The sequence below is a fragment of the Actinomadura livida genome (assembly GCF_014648675.1).
GTDB classification, from domain to species: domain Bacteria; phylum Actinomycetota; class Actinomycetes; order Streptosporangiales; family Streptosporangiaceae; genus Spirillospora; species Spirillospora livida.
The window spans coordinates 278967-295007 of the sequence record NZ_BMRO01000007.1; the positions used below are offsets into that span (position 1 = coordinate 278967).

Genomic DNA, 16041 nt, shown 5'->3' on the forward strand with positions numbered 1-16041 from the left:
GCCCGGCCCCGCCCTCATGTGGTGAATTCTGGCAGCATTACGGCTTCGCGTCCCCGGCGGGTAGGACGGCGACGACCTCCCAGCCGCCCTCGGGACGCGGTCCCGCGTGCAGCCGCCCGCCGAGCGCGCCGACCCGCTCCGCGAGGCCGGTCAGCCCGAACCCGCCGGAGGGCAGGCGGCGGCCCCGGCCGCCGCCGTCGTCGCGGACCGCGACCTCGACCGCGCCATTCGCCCGCGCGAGCGTGACCCGCACGGCCGCCGCGTCGGCGGCGTGCTTGCGGACGTTGGTCAGCGCCTCCTGGACGATGCGGTGCGCCGAGGCCGCCACCTCGGGCGGCAGCGTGCCGAGGTCCGGCGCGAGGGTCAGCGCGGCGGGCGGATGGGTGAACCCGGCGACGAGGTCGCGGAGCTGCGTGAGGTCGCCGACCGGATGCCGCCCAGAGCCGGTGTCCGCCGCGAGCGCGGCCGGGCGGGCCTCGCCGTCCCGCGCGCCGGCGTTCTGGGCGTCCCTGAGCAGGCCGACCATGCGGCGCATCGACGTGAGCGCCTCCGTGCCGGCCTTCTCGATCCCGCCGAACATCCGGTCGAGCTGCTCGGGCGACTGTGCCGACCCCGCCTGCGCCGCGAACCGCGCCGCCTGCGCCTGGACGACGATGCCCGTCACGTGGTGGGCGACGAAGTCGTGCAGGTCGCGCGCCAGTTCGAGCCGCTCGTCCCGGCGCGCGGCCGCCAGCGCCCGGGACCGCCGCGCGTCCAGCGCCCGCAGGTAGAGCCCGACGCCGAGGAAGACCGCGAGGGCGATGCCGAGCGGCGCGGTGAAGGCCGCCGCCGCGACCACCGACCAGCGCAGCGGGCACGCGAGGATCGCCGCGCCGAGCAGCACCGTCATCGGGACGAGCCGCGGCCGCTCGGCCCGCCAGGCCGTCCGCGCGGTGAGGATCAGCAGCGCGCCGATCTCCGCCAGCACGCCCGCGAGGAACTCGGGCCTGGACGCGGCGCCGAGGTAGACGGTGCCGACCAGCGACAGGACCCCGGCGGCGATCGTCCACGCGGTGAAGCGGCGCCGGGAGACCACCGCGAGGTTCGCCACCGCGGCGACGACGACCACCCACACCGAGGCGAGGTCGCGGTAGATGGAGACCAGGCACCCCAGCAGATACAGAGAGGCGAACCCGCCGTACGCGATGCGCGCGAAGCAGCCGCCCGCCCGGTGGATGCGGTCGAGTCCCGCTCCCTTGTCGCTCACGCTCAAGCAGCGTAGGGCCGATCGACCGATTCGTCCGGCCTGTTCACGTTCCGTGCATCCGCCGGGCGGCTGCGGCGGGCCGGGCGGTCGAATAAAGGTTCGAGAATGTCAGAGGTGCTCCGTACTGTTGACCTTGTGATTCGGGCGACACCTGGGAACAGGAGTCGAACCGAGTGGCTTGTAATGACGTACCTAGGGGTATGTGACTCTCGGTGGTTCGCACCGGCGCGGCTCACCGGCTTGGAAGGGGTGTTGGCAGTGGCAGCGACCGACACGTTCCATCTTTCCCACCCGCGGCTCGACGGGCCCGCCGAGCGGACCGTCGTGGAGCCGTGGCTCACCGAACTCTCCCACGCGACGCTGAACGCCTACGCCGAGACCTCGCCCGCGCTCGCCCCGGTCGAGGCCCTGCCCGTGCGGCCGGCCCCGGCCGCCCGGCCCGAGCCCGCCCGCGTCGCCGTGGCGGCCTGACCGGCGACGAGGAAGACGACGAGGAAGGGACCGAGCGGCCCTCGGTCCCTTTTCTCTTGCCCTGGCGTCTCATATGTCGATACAGATTTCCCATCATATGAGAAGCGGCGTAGGGTGCGGACACCGGAGAGAGGTGATTGCGATGGCCCCGGCCTACACCCACGGCCACCACGCGAGCGTGCTGAGCGCCCACAAGTGGCGGACGGTCGACAACTCCGCCGCCTACCTGGCCGAGCACCTGCGTCCAGGGCTTTCGGTCCTGGACGTGGGCTGTGGTCCGGGCACGATCACCGCCGGCCTCGCCGAACGCGTGGCCCCGGGCAGGGTCGTCGCCGCCGACTCCGCGGAGACCGTCCTGGACGAGGCCCGCGCGAACACCGCCGGGTCGGACAACGTCGAGTTCGCCGTCGCCGACGTCCACGCCCTGGACTACGCGGACGGCACATTCGACATCGTCCACGCCCACCAGGTCCTGCAGCACGTCGCGGACCCGGTCGGCGCCCTCCGCGAGATGCGCCGGGTCACCCGCCCCGGCGGCCTCGTCGCCGCGCGCGACGCCGACTTCGGCGCCATGATCTGGTACCCGGAGCCGCCCGGCATGGCCGCCTGGCTGCCGGTCTACTACGCGGTCGCCCGCGGCAACGGCGGCGAACCCGACGCAGGCCGCCGCCTGGTCTCCTGGGCCCGCGCCGCCGGATTCACCGACGTGACCGCATCCTCCTCGACCTGGTGCTACTCCACGCCCGCCGACCGCGAGTGGTGGAGCGAATCCTGGGGCGGCCGCATGATCAGGTCGTCGGTGGCCGAGCACGCCGTCGCGGGCGGTCACGCCACCCGCGGCGAACTCCAGAAGGTCTACGAAGGCTGGAAGGCGTGGGCGGCGTCCGACGACGGCTGGTTCTCGGTCACCCACGGCGAGATCGTCTGCCGCGCCTGACCGGGCGGCGCGGCTAGGAGCCGGCCGTCTCCGGCGCGGGGTCGCGCGCCTTGCCCGGCCCGGTCTCCGGGGCGGGGTCGTCGTCGGCGAGCACGCGGGCGATGCGGTAGACGACCGCGACGAGCGGGACCGCGACGACGGCTCCCGCGATGCCCGCGGCCAGCGTTCCGGCGGCGACCGCCACGACGACCACCACCGGGTGCAGGTGCAGCGTCCGGCCCATGATCAGCGGCTGCAGCAGATGGCTCTCGGCCTGCTGGACGGCGAGGACGGCGGCCAGCACGAGCAGCGCGTCCGTCAGCCCGCCGCTGACGAACGCGATGAGGACGGCCGCGGCCCCCGCGACGACCGCCCCGATGATCGGGACGAACGCGGCGACGAACGTCAGCAGCGCCAGCGGCAGCGCGAACGGGACCCCGATCAGCACGAGGGCCAGCCCGATGCCGACGGCGTCCGCGAGCGCCACCAGGACGATCCCGCGCACGTACTGCCCGAGCGCCCGCCATCCCGCCAGGCCGGCGACGTCGACCTTCGCGCGGCGCTGCTCGGGGACGAGGCGCAGGACCCATTCCCACATGCTCCGCCCGTCCTTGAGCATGAAGAACAGCAGGAACAGCGCGATCAGCACCGCGGCGCCCACGCGCGTCGCCATGCTCGCGCCGGCGACCGGGTCGGGCGAGCCCCGCCGCAGCGCGTTGAGGAGGCCGTTGACGGCGTCGTCGAGCTGCCGGTCGTTGATCGGCAGCGTGTTCACGATCTGGGTCTGGGCCCGCTGGAGGCCCTGGGTGAGGCTGCCGCGTATCTCCGGCCACTGGGCGGTGACCTGGTTGGTGACCAGCGCGATCGACCCGCCGACGGCGACGAGCACGGTGAGCAGCCCGACGAGCGCGGCGACCCAGGCGGGCGCCCGCAACCGCCGCACCTGCCGGGCGACCGGTGCCACCAGCGCGGTGAGCAGCAGCGCGGAGATCACCGCCATCACCAGGGACGCGACCTTCAGCGCGAGGTAGATGAGCACGCCGACGGCCGCGACGATGACCAGGATGCACGCGGCCACCGCCGCGGTGTTGCGCAATGCGGGCGGAACGGCATCAAAGCCCTTGCGGGAGGTCACTTCGCCGCATTACCCCGTCGCCGGTCCGGCAATCGCGCTCGGCCCGTCCGGTGATCGCGCTCAGAAGGGGCCGGTCAGCTCGCCCAGCATGTCGGTCAGCCGCAGGTTGTGGGAGTAGTCGACCGGGACGGCGATGACCGAGACCTCGTCCCCGGCCAGGGCCTTGCGGAGGGTGGGAAGGAGCTCGTCCGCGGACTCCACCCGGTACCCGCGGGCGCCGAAGCTCTCCGCGTACCGGACGAAGTCCGGGTTGCCGAACCTGATGCTGGAGCTCTCCCCGAGGTCCATGTCCATCTTCCACTCGATCAGCCCGTAGGCGGAGTCGTCCCAGATCAGCACCGTGATCGGGATGTTCTCGCGGACCGCGGTCTCCAGCTCCTGGGAGTTCATCAGGAACGCGCCGTCGCCGGTCGCGGCGAGGACCTTGCGCTCCGGGTGGACGAGCTTGGCGGCGATCGCGCCCGGCACGGAGAAGCCCATGGACGACAGGCCGTTGGAGACCAGCAGGGTGTTCGGCTCGTACGTCGGGTACATGCGCGCCATCCACATCTTCACCGCACCGGTGTCGGCGAGGACGATGTCGTCGCGGCCCATGGCGGCGCGGATGTCGGCGACGATGCGCCGCGGCGAGAGCGGATGGCCGTCGTCGTTCGCGCCCTGGGCCAGCTCCTCGCGGAGCATCCGGCGGATCTCCTCGCCGGTGCCGTTGACGTCGAAGCGGCGGTGGACGCTGTCGGCCAGCGTGTGCAGGCTGCGGGAGATGTCGCCCTGGATGCCGACCTCGACCGGGTAGTTCTCGTCGACCTCGGCCGGGAACTGGTGGATATGGATGATCTTCTTGTCGCCGCTCGGGTTGATCTTGACGGGGTCGAACTCCTGGGGCTCGTAGCCCACGGCGATGAGGACGTCCGCCTCGCCGAACCCGAAGTTGACGTAGTCGTGGCGCATGAACCCGACCGCGCCGAGGGCGTGCCGGTGGTCGTCCGGGAAGACGCCCTTGCCGTTGAACGTCGTCGCGACCGGCAGGCCGAGCCGCTCGGAGAAGTACCGCAGCGCGGTGCTCGCGCCGGCGCGGGTCGCGCCGTGGCCGGCGAGGACGATCGGGCGGCGGGCGGTGGCGAGGACGTCGGCGGCGCGGGCGATCTGCGACGGCGACGGCTCCTGCGGGCGGACGACGTTGACCGGCAGCGGCTTCAGCTCGGCGGAGACCTGCGCGGTCTCGACGTCCTCGGGGATCGCCAGGTAGACGGCGCCGGGACGCTCGGTCTGCGCGGTCTTGAACGCCTTGCGCACCATCTCCGGCAGGGCCTCGGCGGTCGGGGCCAGCTCGGACCACTTGGTGATCGGGCGGAAGAGCGAGACCAGGTCGACGATCTGGTGCGACTCCTTGTAGATGCGGTCGAGGCCGACCTGCGCGGAGATCGCGACGACGGGGGTGCTGTTGGTGGTGGCGTCCGCCACGCCGAGCTGCAGGTTGATCGCGCCGGGACCGAGCGTCGCCGAGGCCACGCCCGCCCTGCCGGTCAGCCGGCCGTAGATCTCCGCCATGAACGCGGCGGCCTGCTCGTGCCGGACGAGCACGTAGCGGATGGGGGAGTCCTTCAGGGCGTGGACGAAATGGATGTTCTCTTCACCGGGAATGCCGAAGACGTACTCGACGCCCTCCGCCTCCAGGGTCCTGACGAGAAGGCGGGCGGCGTCCTGTTGCGCGGACATCGGATGTCCTCATCTCCATACTGCGTATCGCCGGGGTGCTGTTCGGTGTAGCACCCGGTGTCCTACCTCCATTCCGCGCGATGATGTGGAGTCGGTCTCAGGAGCCCGCCGCGTCAGGAGTCGGCGAGGTCCTTGATCGCGCGCAGCGTGGGCTCGTCCCGCACGCCCGCGATGAGCAGGGTGGTGACCGGGCTGTCGCGCCACAGCTGGAGCCGCTCCTTGATCCGCCCGAGCGGGCCGAGCAGGGAGATCGCGTCGGCCAGCGCGTCCGGCACGGCCTGGATCGCCTCGTCGCGGCGGCCGCCGAGGAAGAGGTCCTGCACGCGCGCCGCCTCCTCGGCGTAGCCGAGCCGGCCGATCAGGTCGAGGTGGAAATTGCGGTCGCGGGCGCCCATCCCGCCGATGTAGAACGCGAGCGGGATCTTGGCGAACTGCAGCGCGGACGCGAGGTCGTCGGTGACGATCGTGGTGACGGTCGCGGCGATCTCGAAGCCGTCCGGGCGGTTCGCGAGGGACGCGCCGAACACCGGCTCGATCTGCTGCGGGTCGACGAACAGCGGCAGCCAGCCCTGCGCGACCTCGGTGGACAGCGCGACGTTCTTCGGGCCCTCGGCGCCCAGGTAGACGGGGATCTCCGGGCGGAGCGGGTGGACGATCGACTTCAGCGGCTTGCCGAGGCCCGCGCCGCCGGGGTACGGCAGCGGGTAGTGCGGGCCCTCGCTGGCCACCGGCGCCTCGCGGCGCCACACCTGCCGGACGATGTCGAGGTACTCGCGGGTGCGGGCCAGCGGCTTCGGGAACGGCTGCCCGTACCAGCCCTCGACGACCTGCGGGCCGGACGCGCCGACCCCGAGGATCAGCCGCCCGCCGGACAGCGCGTCCAGCGTCAGCGCGTGCATCGCGGTCGCCGCGGGGGTCCGCGCCGAGAGCTGGACGACCGCGGTTCCGAGCTTGATCCGGGACGTGCGGGCGGCGTACCAGGCCAGCGGGGTGAAGGCGTCCGAGCCGTACGCCTCGGCGGTGAACACCGAGTCGTAGCCGCACCGCTCGGCGGCCAGTACCGTCTCGGTCTGGTCGTCGGCCTCGCGCTGCCAGTAGCCGACGTTGATGCCGAGCTTGAGTTCCGCGGTCACGTTGCACCCTCCGGTTGTCGACGCACCGCGATACTAGAACAGGTTCTAGTTTCTCGGAAGGGCGGGGGCCGCGGCGCATCGCCGCGGCCCCCGGCCGGTCGCCGCTAACTCTCCTTGATCGCGCTCACCAGGTCCCGCCAGGCGGCCGGCGTCAGCACCAGCGCCGGTCCGGCGGGGTCCTTGGAGTCGCGCACCGCGCGAAGTTCGCTGGACAGTGGCGCCACCTCGACGCACTGGTCGCCGCTCCCGCTGTGGGAGGACGTGCGCCAGGGGGCACCGGTCAGTTCGCGCTGCAGGTTGGTCACGGGCTGCTCCTTGCTGCCTCGGCGATGAGGTGCGCGGAATCCTCGGGGGACAGGGCCGCATCCTCGATCCGCTGGAAGCGATCCCTGTGCTTTGCTATTGCCTCTGCACTCTCAAGGTAAACGTCACCCATGGTGCCCTCTACATAGGCGATATCTGGGTCTGCGGGGTCGGGATACGACAATATGGTGAATCGTCCGTCAAGGCCCGCATGCTCCTTTGCCGTATACGGAAGTACCTGTATTGACACGGTTGGGCGGGTTGCCGCGGCGGTGGCGAGCGCGTCCAGCTGCCCGCGCATCACCTCGTCGCCGCCGATCGGCCGGTGCAGGACCGCCTCGTCGAAGATCACCTGCAGCCGCGGCGCGTCCGCCCGGTCGAGCAGGGACTGCCGGATCTTGCGCGCGGCGATCCGGCGCTCGATGTCCTCCTGGGCGGGCAGCAGCCGGCCCGCCGTGATCACGGCGCGGGAGTACGGCTCGGTCTGCAGCAGCCCGTGCACGAGCTGGGGGTCCCAGGTGCGGATGTGCGACGCCTCGTCCTCCAGGGCGACGTAGCTGCCGGCGAAGACGTCCTGGTAGGCGGTCCACCAGCCGCGCTGCCCGGCCTGCCGGGCGAGGGTGATGAGCGCGTCGCGGTCGGGGCTCGGCACGCCGTAGAGGTCGAGGATGTCGGCGATGTCGCCTGGCTTCGGGCGGGTCTGGCTTGTTTCGAGGCGGGAGACGGTGGCTCGCGACCAGTCGAGCCGGTCGGCCACCTCCTGCAGGGTCAGGCCCTGCTCCTCGCGGAGCTTGCGGAGCTCCCGCGCCAGGCGGCGGCCACGGACGGTGGGGCGGTAGGTCATGGGAGTGGAGTCTTACCACTCCGGGCGCCCGCCACAACGCGAATGACGAACCCGGCTGAAAGGGTGAAGCAATTGTGTGAAGAGGCTTGCGATCGTGAGATTCTCACGTCACGCTTTGTTCCGTGACCGGTCGCGGACTCTGCGTGACGAGCGGACCGGCCGCGTCAGGCACGCAGACCGTGGGAGGAACCCCGTGCAGCGCACGCCAGCCGATCTCACGCCCCAGACCATGGCCGACGCGACGGCCGACCCGACCGGAGACGCCCGCGCCCCGGCGGGCGCCATGCCGGGCTGGGTGTGGGCCCTGCCCGGCGGTCCGGGATGCGCGCGGCACGCCCGCGCCGTCCTGCGCGACGCGCTCGCCTCGCTGGGCGCGCCGCGCGACGCGATCGCCGACGCGCAGCTCATGGTGAGCGAGCTCGCCACGAACGCGCACCAGCACGCCGGCGAGCACGGCCCCCACGAGCTGTGGCTGTACGTGGCCGACGGCGACCCCCCGGTCGTCGGGGCCGGGGGCGGGGCGGGCGAGGTGCGGTGCGCCGTCTTCGACGCGCTCGCCGACGCGGCGCTGCCCGGCTACTCGTGGACGTCCGGCGACTGCGGGCGCGGGCTCAGCATCGTCCGCGAGCTGTCCGGGGAGCGATGGGGCATGCGGCGGACGGTGTCGCGATTAGGGCCGCCCGTCCGCGGCAAGGCCGTCTGGTTCGCCGTTCCCGGCGCCACCGCGGTCCTTTCCTAGCCCTACCGCTCCTGGACCTGCCGCGCTTTCCCGGCCGGCCCGCCCGGCCCGCCCTGCCGTCCCTTTTGCCCGGACGGCCCGGCTCATTTCTGCGGCCGGTCCTCATTTCCGGGCGGATTCCTTTTCCAGGGCAGGACCAATATCGCTCACCAGGGTGAGGAGAGAGCGCGAGAGCAGCGTGTGCACCTGCTCGCGGTCGAGCGTCTCCTCCTGGAGCCATTGCCGGGTCGCCGCGTCCGCCAGCCCCGAATAGGTGCGCAGGACGGCGCGCAGGGTCTCGGTCGGCTCCGGCACCCGCAGCACCGCGAGCATGTGCTCGACGGCCTCGTCGCGGAACCGGTTGACGATCCGCAGCAGCTCCGCGTCCTGCCCGAACCCCTCGGCGTCCAGCGCCGCGAACCACGTCGTCGCGTTCCGCTCCGCCGTGTCGAGGAACAGGTTCACGCACAGCTCGACCGCCTCGGGCAGCGTCCGCCGCTCGTCCACCGGCGGCACCTGCAGCGCGGCCGACGCCGTCAGCCCGTGGACGACCTTGAGGAAGAGCTCCCGCTTCGTCCCGAAGTAGTAGTGGATCAGCCCGCGCTGGACCCCGGTCTCGCGGGCGATCGCCGCGGTGGACACCTCGGCGTAGGGGAGTTCGGTGAACATCCGGCGCGCGACGTCCAGGATCTGGGCACGCCGCTCGTCCGGGGCCAGGCGCTGGTAGCTCACCGTGACAGCCTATGCTGTGCGGACGTGCTTACCGTCCCCCGTCTCGTGGTGGCCGCGCCTTCCACCGGAAGCGGCAAGACGACCGTGGCGACGGGCTTGATGGCCGCCTTCGCCGGTCGCGGCCTGCGCGTCTCCCCGCACAAGGTGGGTCCGGACTACATCGACCCGGGCTACCACGCGCTCGCCACAGGACGCCCCGGACGCAACCTGGATCCGTGGCTGACGTCCGAGGACATGGTCGTCCCGCTGTTCCTGCACGGCGCCTCCGGGGCGGACATCGCCGTCGTCGAAGGCGTCATGGGCCTGTACGACGGCGCGGCGGGCCTGGGGCCGTCCGACGCGGCCGGTGGCGGCGACTACGCGTCCACCGCGCACGTCGCGACCCTTCTGGACGCACCCGTCGTGCTGGTGGTGGACGCTTCGGCGGCGGCGGGACGGTCGGTCGCGGCCCTCGTCCACGGGTTCCGCTCGTTCGGGACGGTCAGGGTCGGCGGCGTGATCCTCAACCGGCTCGGCTCGGACGGGCACGAGCGCATGTGCCGCGAGGCCGTCGAGGAACTGGGCCTGCCGGTGCTGGGCGCGCTCCACGAGACGGGCGGGGTGACGGCCCCGTCCCGCCATCTCGGGCTCGTCCCGGCCGCCGAACGGCGGGCGGAGGCGGTGGAGGCCGTCCGGCGGCTGGGCGACCTCGTCGCCGCCTCCTGCGACCTGGACGCGGTGCTCGCCCTGGCCCGCGCCGCCTCACCGCTGGGGGCCGAGCCGTGGAACCCGTCCGAGGCCGTCCCGGAGAAGACGGGCGGACGGCCGCGCGTCGCCGTCGCCGGGGGACCGGCCTTCACGTTCGGCTACGCGGAGAACGAGGAACTCCTCACCGCCGCCGGGGCCGAGGTCGTCCGGTTCGACCCGCTGCGCGACGAGAGGCTCCCCGAAGGCACGAAGGGTGTCGTCATCGGCGGAGGGTTCCCCGAGGTGCACGCGGCGGAGCTTTCGGCCAACGAGTCCCTGCGCGAGGAGATGGCGGGGTTCGGCAGGGCGTCCCGGCCCGTCTACGCCGAATGCGCCGGCCTCCTCTATCTCGCCCAAGAGCTGGACGGTGCGCCGATGTGCGGGGTCTTGGACGGTGTCCGTGCGGCCATGGCCTCGCGGCTGACGCTGGGTTATCGTGCCGCGGTGGCGGTGGCCGACTCGGTCGTCGCCCGCACGGGCGAACGCGTCCGCGGCCACGAGTTCCACGGAACGGTCACCGAACCGGTTCGCGGGGACACGGCCGCGTGGCAGTGGGCCGGGTCCGGCCCCGCGGGGTTCGTGCAGGGCGATTGCGTCGCGTCCTACCTTCATCTGCACTGGGCCGGGTCGCCGTGGGTCGCGAGCAGGTTCGTCGACGCCTGCGGAAGGGAACGCGCGTGAACGCCTTCGACAAGAGCGTTCGCCTGGAGGGCGAGCGGATCGTGCTCCGCCCGTTCGGACTCGACGACGCTCCCGGGCTGATCGAGGCGATCCGCTCCAGGGAGGACTTCCTGCCGCCCAACTTCCCAGGGGTTCTGGAGGCCGAGCCCATCGCGTGGTTCCTGCGGGAGGGCGTCCACAAGGTGCAGCGCTTCGGCCTGGGCATCCACCTCGCGGCGACGGACCGCGACACCGGCGGCCTGCTCGGCACCATCGGGCTGTTCAAGGTGAGCTGGGACCACCTGACGAGCGAGGTCGGCTACGGGATGCGGCGGGGCGTGCGCGGGCGCGGCTACGCCACCGAGGCCCTCTCCCTGGTCACCGACTGGGCGCTGCGCGACTGCGGGCTCTTCCGCGTCGAACTGCGGGCCATGGTCACCAACCACGCCTCCGTCCGCGTCGCCGAGAAGGCCGGGTACACCCGCGAGGGGATCGCGCGGGGAGCCGAACGCGACGCCGCCGGGGTGAACCAGGACATGATCGTCTTCAGCCGCGTCGCGACCGATCCGCGGCCCGGATCGGCGGCGTCCGGCGTGCCGTGGCGGCGCTCCGGCGGTGCCTCCGGAAGGCTCGTCCACCAGGACGAGGAAGGACGGCCCAGTGACCGCTGAGGACAGGACGCTCGTGATGTACGGGGACGGTGTGCGGGACGCTGCCCGGCGGATGCTGCCGAAGCTCCCGGACGCGTGCTTCGTCCCGGCCGGGACGGAAGCGCTGCGCGCGGCGGTGAAGGACGGGCTCGCGCAGGTCGTCCTGGTCGCCGGCATGGACGGGCAGGTCGCCTTCCTGGACGGCGCCGGGGTCCTCGAATCGATCACCCTCGACATGGACGGGGGCGCCGCACTGGCCGCCGAGGTGGCCGCGGCTCCGACGGCCCGGGACGCCTACGCGCTGTGGGAGGCCGCCGGCCGGCTCGGGCCGTGCGGCCGGGAGCTGTGCCGCCGCACCGCCGGTGAGCTGGAGCGCCTCGCCGCCGAGGCGGCCGGGTCGGCGGCGAGCCCCGTCGCCGCGCAGGTGGTGCTGGTCGACGCGGCGGGGGAGCGCATGGTCGGCATGTACGGGCGAATGGCCCGGTAGGTGGGCCCGGTGGCAGGTGGACCCGGTGGCAGGTGGACCCGGTGGCAGGTGGACCCGGTGGCAGGTGGACCCGGTGGCAGGTGGACAGGGTGCCGGTGGATGAGCGATCGGGTGGGCGATGCTGACCGTCGTCGGCCGTGACGGGTCGCCGCTGAGCGAAGCGGCACGGGAGGCCGTGGAGAGCGCAGCCCTCGTGATGGGGGAGCCCGGTCTCCTGGAGGGCCTGCCGTTGGCGCCCGGTGCGCGCACGGTCGCCACCGAGGATCTCCCAGGCGCGCTGCAAGGCGTCGATGTGTCGGACCAGGACGTCGTCCTCATCGTGAACGGCGATCCCGGCCACTTCGGCATCCTCCGGACCCTGCTCGAAGAGGGCCACGCGCCGGAGACCGTGCCCGCCGCGCCCCTGGTGGCGCGGGCTTTCGCCCAAGCGGGGCTGCCCTGGGAGGACGCACTGGTCGTCTCGGCAAGGGACGGGCATCTGCGGCAGGCCGTGAACGCGTGCCGGGCCCACCCCAAGGTCGCGGTGCTGACCGGGCCTGGTGCGGGGCCTGCGGAACTGGCGCGCGCGCTGTTCCCGGTGACGCCGCGGTCGTTCGTGGTGTGCGAGAACTTGGACGGGCCTCGGGAGCGCGTCGTCTACGTCCGTCCGGCGGAGGCGACCACTCGTCCCTGGAACCACCCGGAGGTCGTGCTCGTCCTGGACAACCGGCACGCGCTGGGAAAGCAGGGCTGGCGCTCCGGGCCTGCCCGGGCCCCAGCCGGATGGGCGCTGCCCGCGGAAGCCTTCGGCGAGGGGCCTGGCCTGCGTCCGGACGTCAGGGCCTTCGTCCTGGCCAAGCTGGGCCCCAGGGTCGGCGACATGGTGTGGGACGTGGAGTCCGGCGACGGCTCCATAGCCGTCGAATGCGCGCGCTTCGGCGCCGCCGTGGTCGCCGTCGACCGCGACTACGCGACCTGCGAGCGGATCCGCGAGAGCGTGCGGCTGCACGGCGTCAAGGTCGCGATGGCCTCCGGCGACGTGCGGCCCACCGCCGATCACCTGCCCAAGCCCGACGCCGTCTTCGTCGGCCCCGGGTTCACCGGGCGCGCCGGGACCGAGGCCGTCCGCGCCTGCGCCGCCCTGGCCCCCGCCCGCATCGTGGCCATCGCCTCCGGCGACAAGGCCGTTGCCTCCGGCGACAAGGCCACCGCCTCCGGTGAGGAGGCCCGCGAGATCCTGGCACTGCTGGCCGAGCAGGGCTTCACCGCCGACGCCGTCCGGCTCCAGGCGAGCCCGCTGGACCCGTCCGCTCCGCCGGGGGAGCCGGTGACCGTCGTCTGGGGCGAGCGGGACGCCCGGGTCCCCGGCCGCCGCCCGGCCCGGCGCAGCAGGCCGATCGCCACGATCCCCGCCCTTCCCGGCGAGTCCGAAGAGCCTGGCATCGGGGCGTAGCTCCCGTAAAGCCGTGCCACCCTGGTGTCCTGACCTGGAAGCGAAGCAGGAGGCGCAGTTGACCGTCCGTCAACCCCACCCGATCGAGGTCCGGTCGTACGAGATCCTGCGGTCCCGCGTCGACCTGTCCCCGATGCCGCCGCTGTGGCGGGCCGTCACCGAGCGGGTGATCCACGCCACCGCCGACCTGGAGTACGCGGTGGACCTGGTCACCACGGAGGAGTACCTCGCGCGGGGCTGGGCCGCGCTGCGCGACGGCGCGCCGGTCGTGACCGACGAGGGGATGGTCGCGGCCGGGATCACCGCCCGGGAGCCGGTGTGCCACATCGCCGACCCGGCCGCCGCGCGGATGGCGCGGGCCGCCGGCATCACCCGCTCCGCCGCCGCGGTCCGGCTCTCGTACGCGGAGGTCGGGCCGGGCGCGGTCTGGGTCGTCGGCTCCTCCCCGGAGGCGATCTCCGAGATCATCGCCCGCCGGGTGAACCCCGCGCTGGTCATCGGCGTGCCGGTCGGCTTCGTCGGCGCCCGCGAGGCCAAGGAGGCGCTGCGCGCCAGCGGGCTGCCGCAGCTCAGCAACGCCTCGGAGAAGGGCGGCTCGGTGGTCGCCGCGGCCGCCGTCAACGCCCTGCTGTACTCGGACGGGGCGGGGCACCGGTGATCCAGCACCCCGCCGAGCCGGACGAGATCGACCTGCGCCACCACGGCGACGCGGAGGTCGGCGGCGGGCTCGCCGACTTCGCCGTGAACGTCCGCGCCGGCATGCCCCCGCCGTGGCTGGCCGAGCGGATCCGGGCCTCGGTCGCCGACCTGGCCGGCTACCCCGACCCGCGTCCGGCGCGCCGTGCGGTCGCGCGGCGGCACGGCCGGTCCGCCGGGGAGGTGCTGCTCACCGCCGGTGCCGCGGAGGCGTTCGTCCTGCTCGCGCGGGTCCTGGCACCGCGCAGGGCCGTCGTCGTGCATCCGCAGTTCACCGAGCCCGAAGCCGCGCTGCGGGCCGCCGGGCACCCCGTGGAGCGCGTGATCCTCACCAAGGACTTCACCCTCGACCCCGCCGCCGTCCCCTCCGACGCCGACATGGTCGTGGTGGGCAACCCCACCAACCCGACCTCGGTGCTGCATCCCGCTGAGGCCGTCGCCGCGCTGGCCGCGCCGGGCCGGACGGTCGTGGTCGACGAGGCGTTCATGGACTGCGTCCCCGGTGAGCCGGAGAGCCTCGCCACCCGTCTCCCCGCAGGAGTGGTGGTCATCCGCTCGCTGACCAAGACGTGGGGCCTCGCCGGGCTGCGCGCCGGATACGTCCTGGCCGACCCCCACCTGATCGAACGGCTCACGGAGGCGCAGCCGCTCTGGGCCGTGTCGACGCCCGCTCTCGTCGCCGTCGAAGCGTGCTCCACCCCGGAGGCGGTCGCCGAGGCCGAGGCGTGGGCCGTCGAACTCGCAGCCGAACGCGACAGGCTGGCCGCGGAACTAAGCGCACGCGGCCTCTATGTCGTGCCAGGAGCGCGTGCCTCGTTCCTGTGCCTGTGCGTGCCCGACGCCCTCGGGATCAGGGCGCTGCTGAGGCAGCGCGGCTACGCCGTCAGGCGCGGCGACACCTTCCCAGGTCTCGGCTCCGACTGGCTGCGCATCGCGGTCCGCGACCGGCCGTCCAACGACGCGCTGCTGAACGTGCTGGGCGAACTGGGAATCTGAGCAAGGCCCGACCCCCGAGAGGACACCGTGGACCTGATCGAGCAGACCATCGCCTCCGTCCCGCCGCTGGACGAGGCCGCCATGCGGGACGCCCGGGACCACCAGGCCCGGCTCACCAAGCCGCCCGGGTCCCTCGGCGTCCTGGAGGAGGTGTCGGTCAGGCTCGCCGGGCTGGCCGGGTGCTGCCCGCCGCCGATGCCCGAGCCCGCCGCCGTCGCCGTGTTCGCCGCCGACCACGGCGTCCACGCCCAGGGCGTCACGCCGTGGCCGCAGGAGGTGACCGCGCAGATGGTGGCCAACTTCCTCGCCGGCGGCGCCGTGGTCAACGCGTTCGCCGCCCAGGTCGGCGCCGGGGTCAGCGTCGTCGACATCGGCGTCGCCGCCGACCTCGACGCGGCTCCCGGGCTGATCCGGCGCAAGGTCGCCCACGGCACCGCCGACCTGGCCCGCGGCCCGGCGATGACCGACGGCGAGGCCCGGCGCGCCATGGAAGTCGGGATCGAGGTCGCGCGCGATCTGGTCGCGGAGGGCGCGGCGTGCCTGGTCACCGGGGACATGGGGATCGCCAACACCACCGCGTCCGCCGCGCTGATCGCCGCGTTCACCGGCCTGCCGCCCGAGCGGGTCACCGGCCGGGGCACCGGGATCGACGACGCCACCCACGCCCGCAAGGTCGAGGTCGTCCGGACGGCGCTGGCCCTGCACGGCCTGCCAGCGGAGGACGGCGCCGACCCCCTCGGCGTCCTCGCGGCCGTCGGCGGGCTGGAGCACGCCGCGATCGCCGGATTCGTCCTGGGGGCGGCGTCGCTGCGGGTCCCCGTCGTCCTCGACGGGGTGATCGCCGGTGCCGCCGCACTGGCGGCCGCGGCGCTGTGCCCGCGGGCCCTCGGCGCGTGCGTCGCCGGGCACCGGTCGGCCGAACCGGGCCACACCGCGGCCGTCGACGCGCTGGGGCTGCGGCCGCTCGTCGACCTGGAACTGCGGCTGGGCGAGGGGACCGGCGCGCTGCTGGCGTTGCCGCTGGTCCAGGGCGCGGTGCGGGTGCTGCACGAGGTCGCCACGTTCGACTCCGCCGGAGTCAGCGGCAAGGACGCCGGGCCCCGTAACTAATTGATCACGGAATGGATCACGCTCGGCTATCGACTGCGCGGAGGCCCTCTCCATGCACTTGTGAAGCCGA

The 16041-nt window shown here is 73.4% G+C and carries 17 protein-coding genes; 10 read left to right on the top strand and 7 right to left on the bottom strand.

Going from position 1 to position 16041, the window contains the following annotated elements; genetic code table 11:
- Positions 1 to 37: 37 nt before the first annotated feature.
- A complete protein-coding gene (locus IEZ03_RS18735) occupies positions 38 to 1246 on the bottom strand; it encodes a sensor histidine kinase (RefSeq protein ID WP_184881884.1) in 1209 nt (402 codons plus the stop codon).
- 258 nt (positions 1247 to 1504) lie between these two features.
- On the opposite strand from IEZ03_RS18735, the gene IEZ03_RS18740 reads away from it, so the two are divergent.
- Both IEZ03_RS18740 and IEZ03_RS18745 read left to right on the top strand, forming a co-directional pair.
- The gene (locus IEZ03_RS18740; protein WP_184881886.1) at positions 1505 to 1717 is read left to right on the top strand and encodes a hypothetical protein; all 213 of its coding nucleotides are present in this window, start codon (positions 1505 to 1507) and stop codon (positions 1715 to 1717) included.
- A gap of 142 nt (positions 1718 to 1859) precedes the next feature.
- On the top strand, positions 1860 to 2654 hold the full coding sequence (locus IEZ03_RS18745; RefSeq protein ID WP_184881888.1) for a methyltransferase domain-containing protein: 795 nt from the start codon (positions 1860 to 1862) through the stop codon (positions 2652 to 2654).
- Between the two features lie 13 nt (positions 2655 to 2667).
- Here IEZ03_RS18745 and IEZ03_RS18750 read toward each other — a convergent pair whose 3' ends face one another.
- The 5 genes from IEZ03_RS18750 to IEZ03_RS18770 form a co-directional block, all read right to left on the bottom strand.
- Complete coding sequence (locus tag IEZ03_RS18750) at positions 2668 to 3768, bottom strand: AI-2E family transporter (protein ID WP_184881890.1); 1101 nt, start codon at positions 3766 to 3768, stop codon at positions 2668 to 2670.
- Positions 3769 to 3828: 60 nt separating this feature from the next.
- A complete protein-coding gene (locus tag IEZ03_RS18755; RefSeq protein WP_184881892.1) occupies positions 3829 to 5484 on the bottom strand; it encodes an acetolactate synthase large subunit in 1656 nt (551 codons plus the stop codon).
- A 113-nt stretch (positions 5485 to 5597) separates the two neighbouring features.
- Complete coding sequence (locus IEZ03_RS18760) at positions 5598 to 6617, bottom strand: LLM class F420-dependent oxidoreductase (protein ID WP_184881894.1); 1020 nt, start codon at positions 6615 to 6617, stop codon at positions 5598 to 5600.
- Between the two features lie 104 nt (positions 6618 to 6721).
- Positions 6722 to 6922 carry a DUF397 domain-containing protein gene (locus tag IEZ03_RS18765; protein WP_229808388.1) on the bottom strand — a complete coding sequence of 67 codons (201 nt, stop codon included), beginning with the start codon at positions 6920 to 6922 and terminating at the stop codon, positions 6722 to 6724.
- A complete protein-coding gene (locus tag IEZ03_RS18770; RefSeq protein WP_184881896.1) occupies positions 6919 to 7764 on the bottom strand; it encodes a helix-turn-helix domain-containing protein in 846 nt (281 codons plus the stop codon). Before IEZ03_RS18770 ends, IEZ03_RS18765 begins: the two co-directional genes overlap by 4 nt.
- A 193-nt stretch (positions 7765 to 7957) precedes the next feature.
- On the opposite strand from IEZ03_RS18770, the gene IEZ03_RS18775 reads away from it, so the two are divergent.
- Entirely contained in the window at positions 7958 to 8503 is a 546-nt protein-coding gene (locus IEZ03_RS18775) for an ATP-binding protein (RefSeq protein WP_229808389.1), read from the top strand.
- Positions 8504 to 8605: 102 nt separating this feature from the next.
- On the opposite strand, the gene IEZ03_RS18780 is transcribed toward IEZ03_RS18775, so the two are convergent.
- Positions 8606 to 9214, bottom strand: a complete 609-nt coding sequence (locus IEZ03_RS18780) for a TetR/AcrR family transcriptional regulator (protein WP_184881898.1) — start codon at positions 9212 to 9214, stop codon at positions 8606 to 8608.
- Between the two features lie 24 nt (positions 9215 to 9238).
- On the opposite strand from IEZ03_RS18780, the gene IEZ03_RS18785 reads away from it, so the two are divergent.
- The 7 genes from IEZ03_RS18785 to cobT all read left to right on the top strand — a co-directional run bounded on the left by IEZ03_RS18785 (position 9239) and on the right by cobT (position 15971).
- Positions 9239 to 10621 (top strand): cobyrinic acid a,c-diamide synthase CobB, encoded by a 1383-nt coding sequence (locus IEZ03_RS18785; RefSeq protein ID WP_184881900.1) that lies wholly within the window; start codon positions 9239 to 9241, stop codon positions 10619 to 10621.
- Positions 10618 to 11271, top strand: a complete 654-nt coding sequence (locus tag IEZ03_RS18790) for a GNAT family N-acetyltransferase (RefSeq protein ID WP_184881902.1) — start codon at positions 10618 to 10620, stop codon at positions 11269 to 11271. Before IEZ03_RS18785 ends, IEZ03_RS18790 begins: the two co-directional genes overlap by 4 nt.
- Complete coding sequence (locus IEZ03_RS18795; RefSeq protein ID WP_184881904.1) at positions 11261 to 11737, top strand: hypothetical protein; 477 nt, start codon at positions 11261 to 11263, stop codon at positions 11735 to 11737. Before IEZ03_RS18790 ends, IEZ03_RS18795 begins: the two co-directional genes overlap by 11 nt.
- Before the next feature lie 118 nt (positions 11738 to 11855).
- On the top strand, positions 11856 to 13169 hold the full coding sequence (locus IEZ03_RS18800) for a bifunctional cobalt-precorrin-7 (C(5))-methyltransferase/cobalt-precorrin-6B (C(15))-methyltransferase (RefSeq protein WP_184881906.1): 1314 nt from the start codon (positions 11856 to 11858) through the stop codon (positions 13167 to 13169).
- Between the two features lie 58 nt (positions 13170 to 13227).
- On the top strand, positions 13228 to 13827 hold the full coding sequence (locus tag IEZ03_RS18805; RefSeq protein ID WP_184881908.1) for a precorrin-8X methylmutase: 600 nt from the start codon (positions 13228 to 13230) through the stop codon (positions 13825 to 13827).
- Entirely contained in the window at positions 13824 to 14861 is a 1038-nt protein-coding gene (gene cobC / locus IEZ03_RS18810) for an Rv2231c family histidinol phosphate aminotransferase CobC (protein ID WP_184881910.1), read from the top strand. Before IEZ03_RS18805 ends, cobC begins: the two co-directional genes overlap by 4 nt.
- Positions 14862 to 14888: 27 nt before the next feature.
- Positions 14889 to 15971, top strand: coding sequence for a nicotinate-nucleotide--dimethylbenzimidazole phosphoribosyltransferase (cobT, locus tag IEZ03_RS18815; RefSeq protein WP_184881912.1), 1083 nt, complete (start codon positions 14889 to 14891; stop codon positions 15969 to 15971).
- Positions 15972 to 16041: the final 70 nt, after the last annotated feature.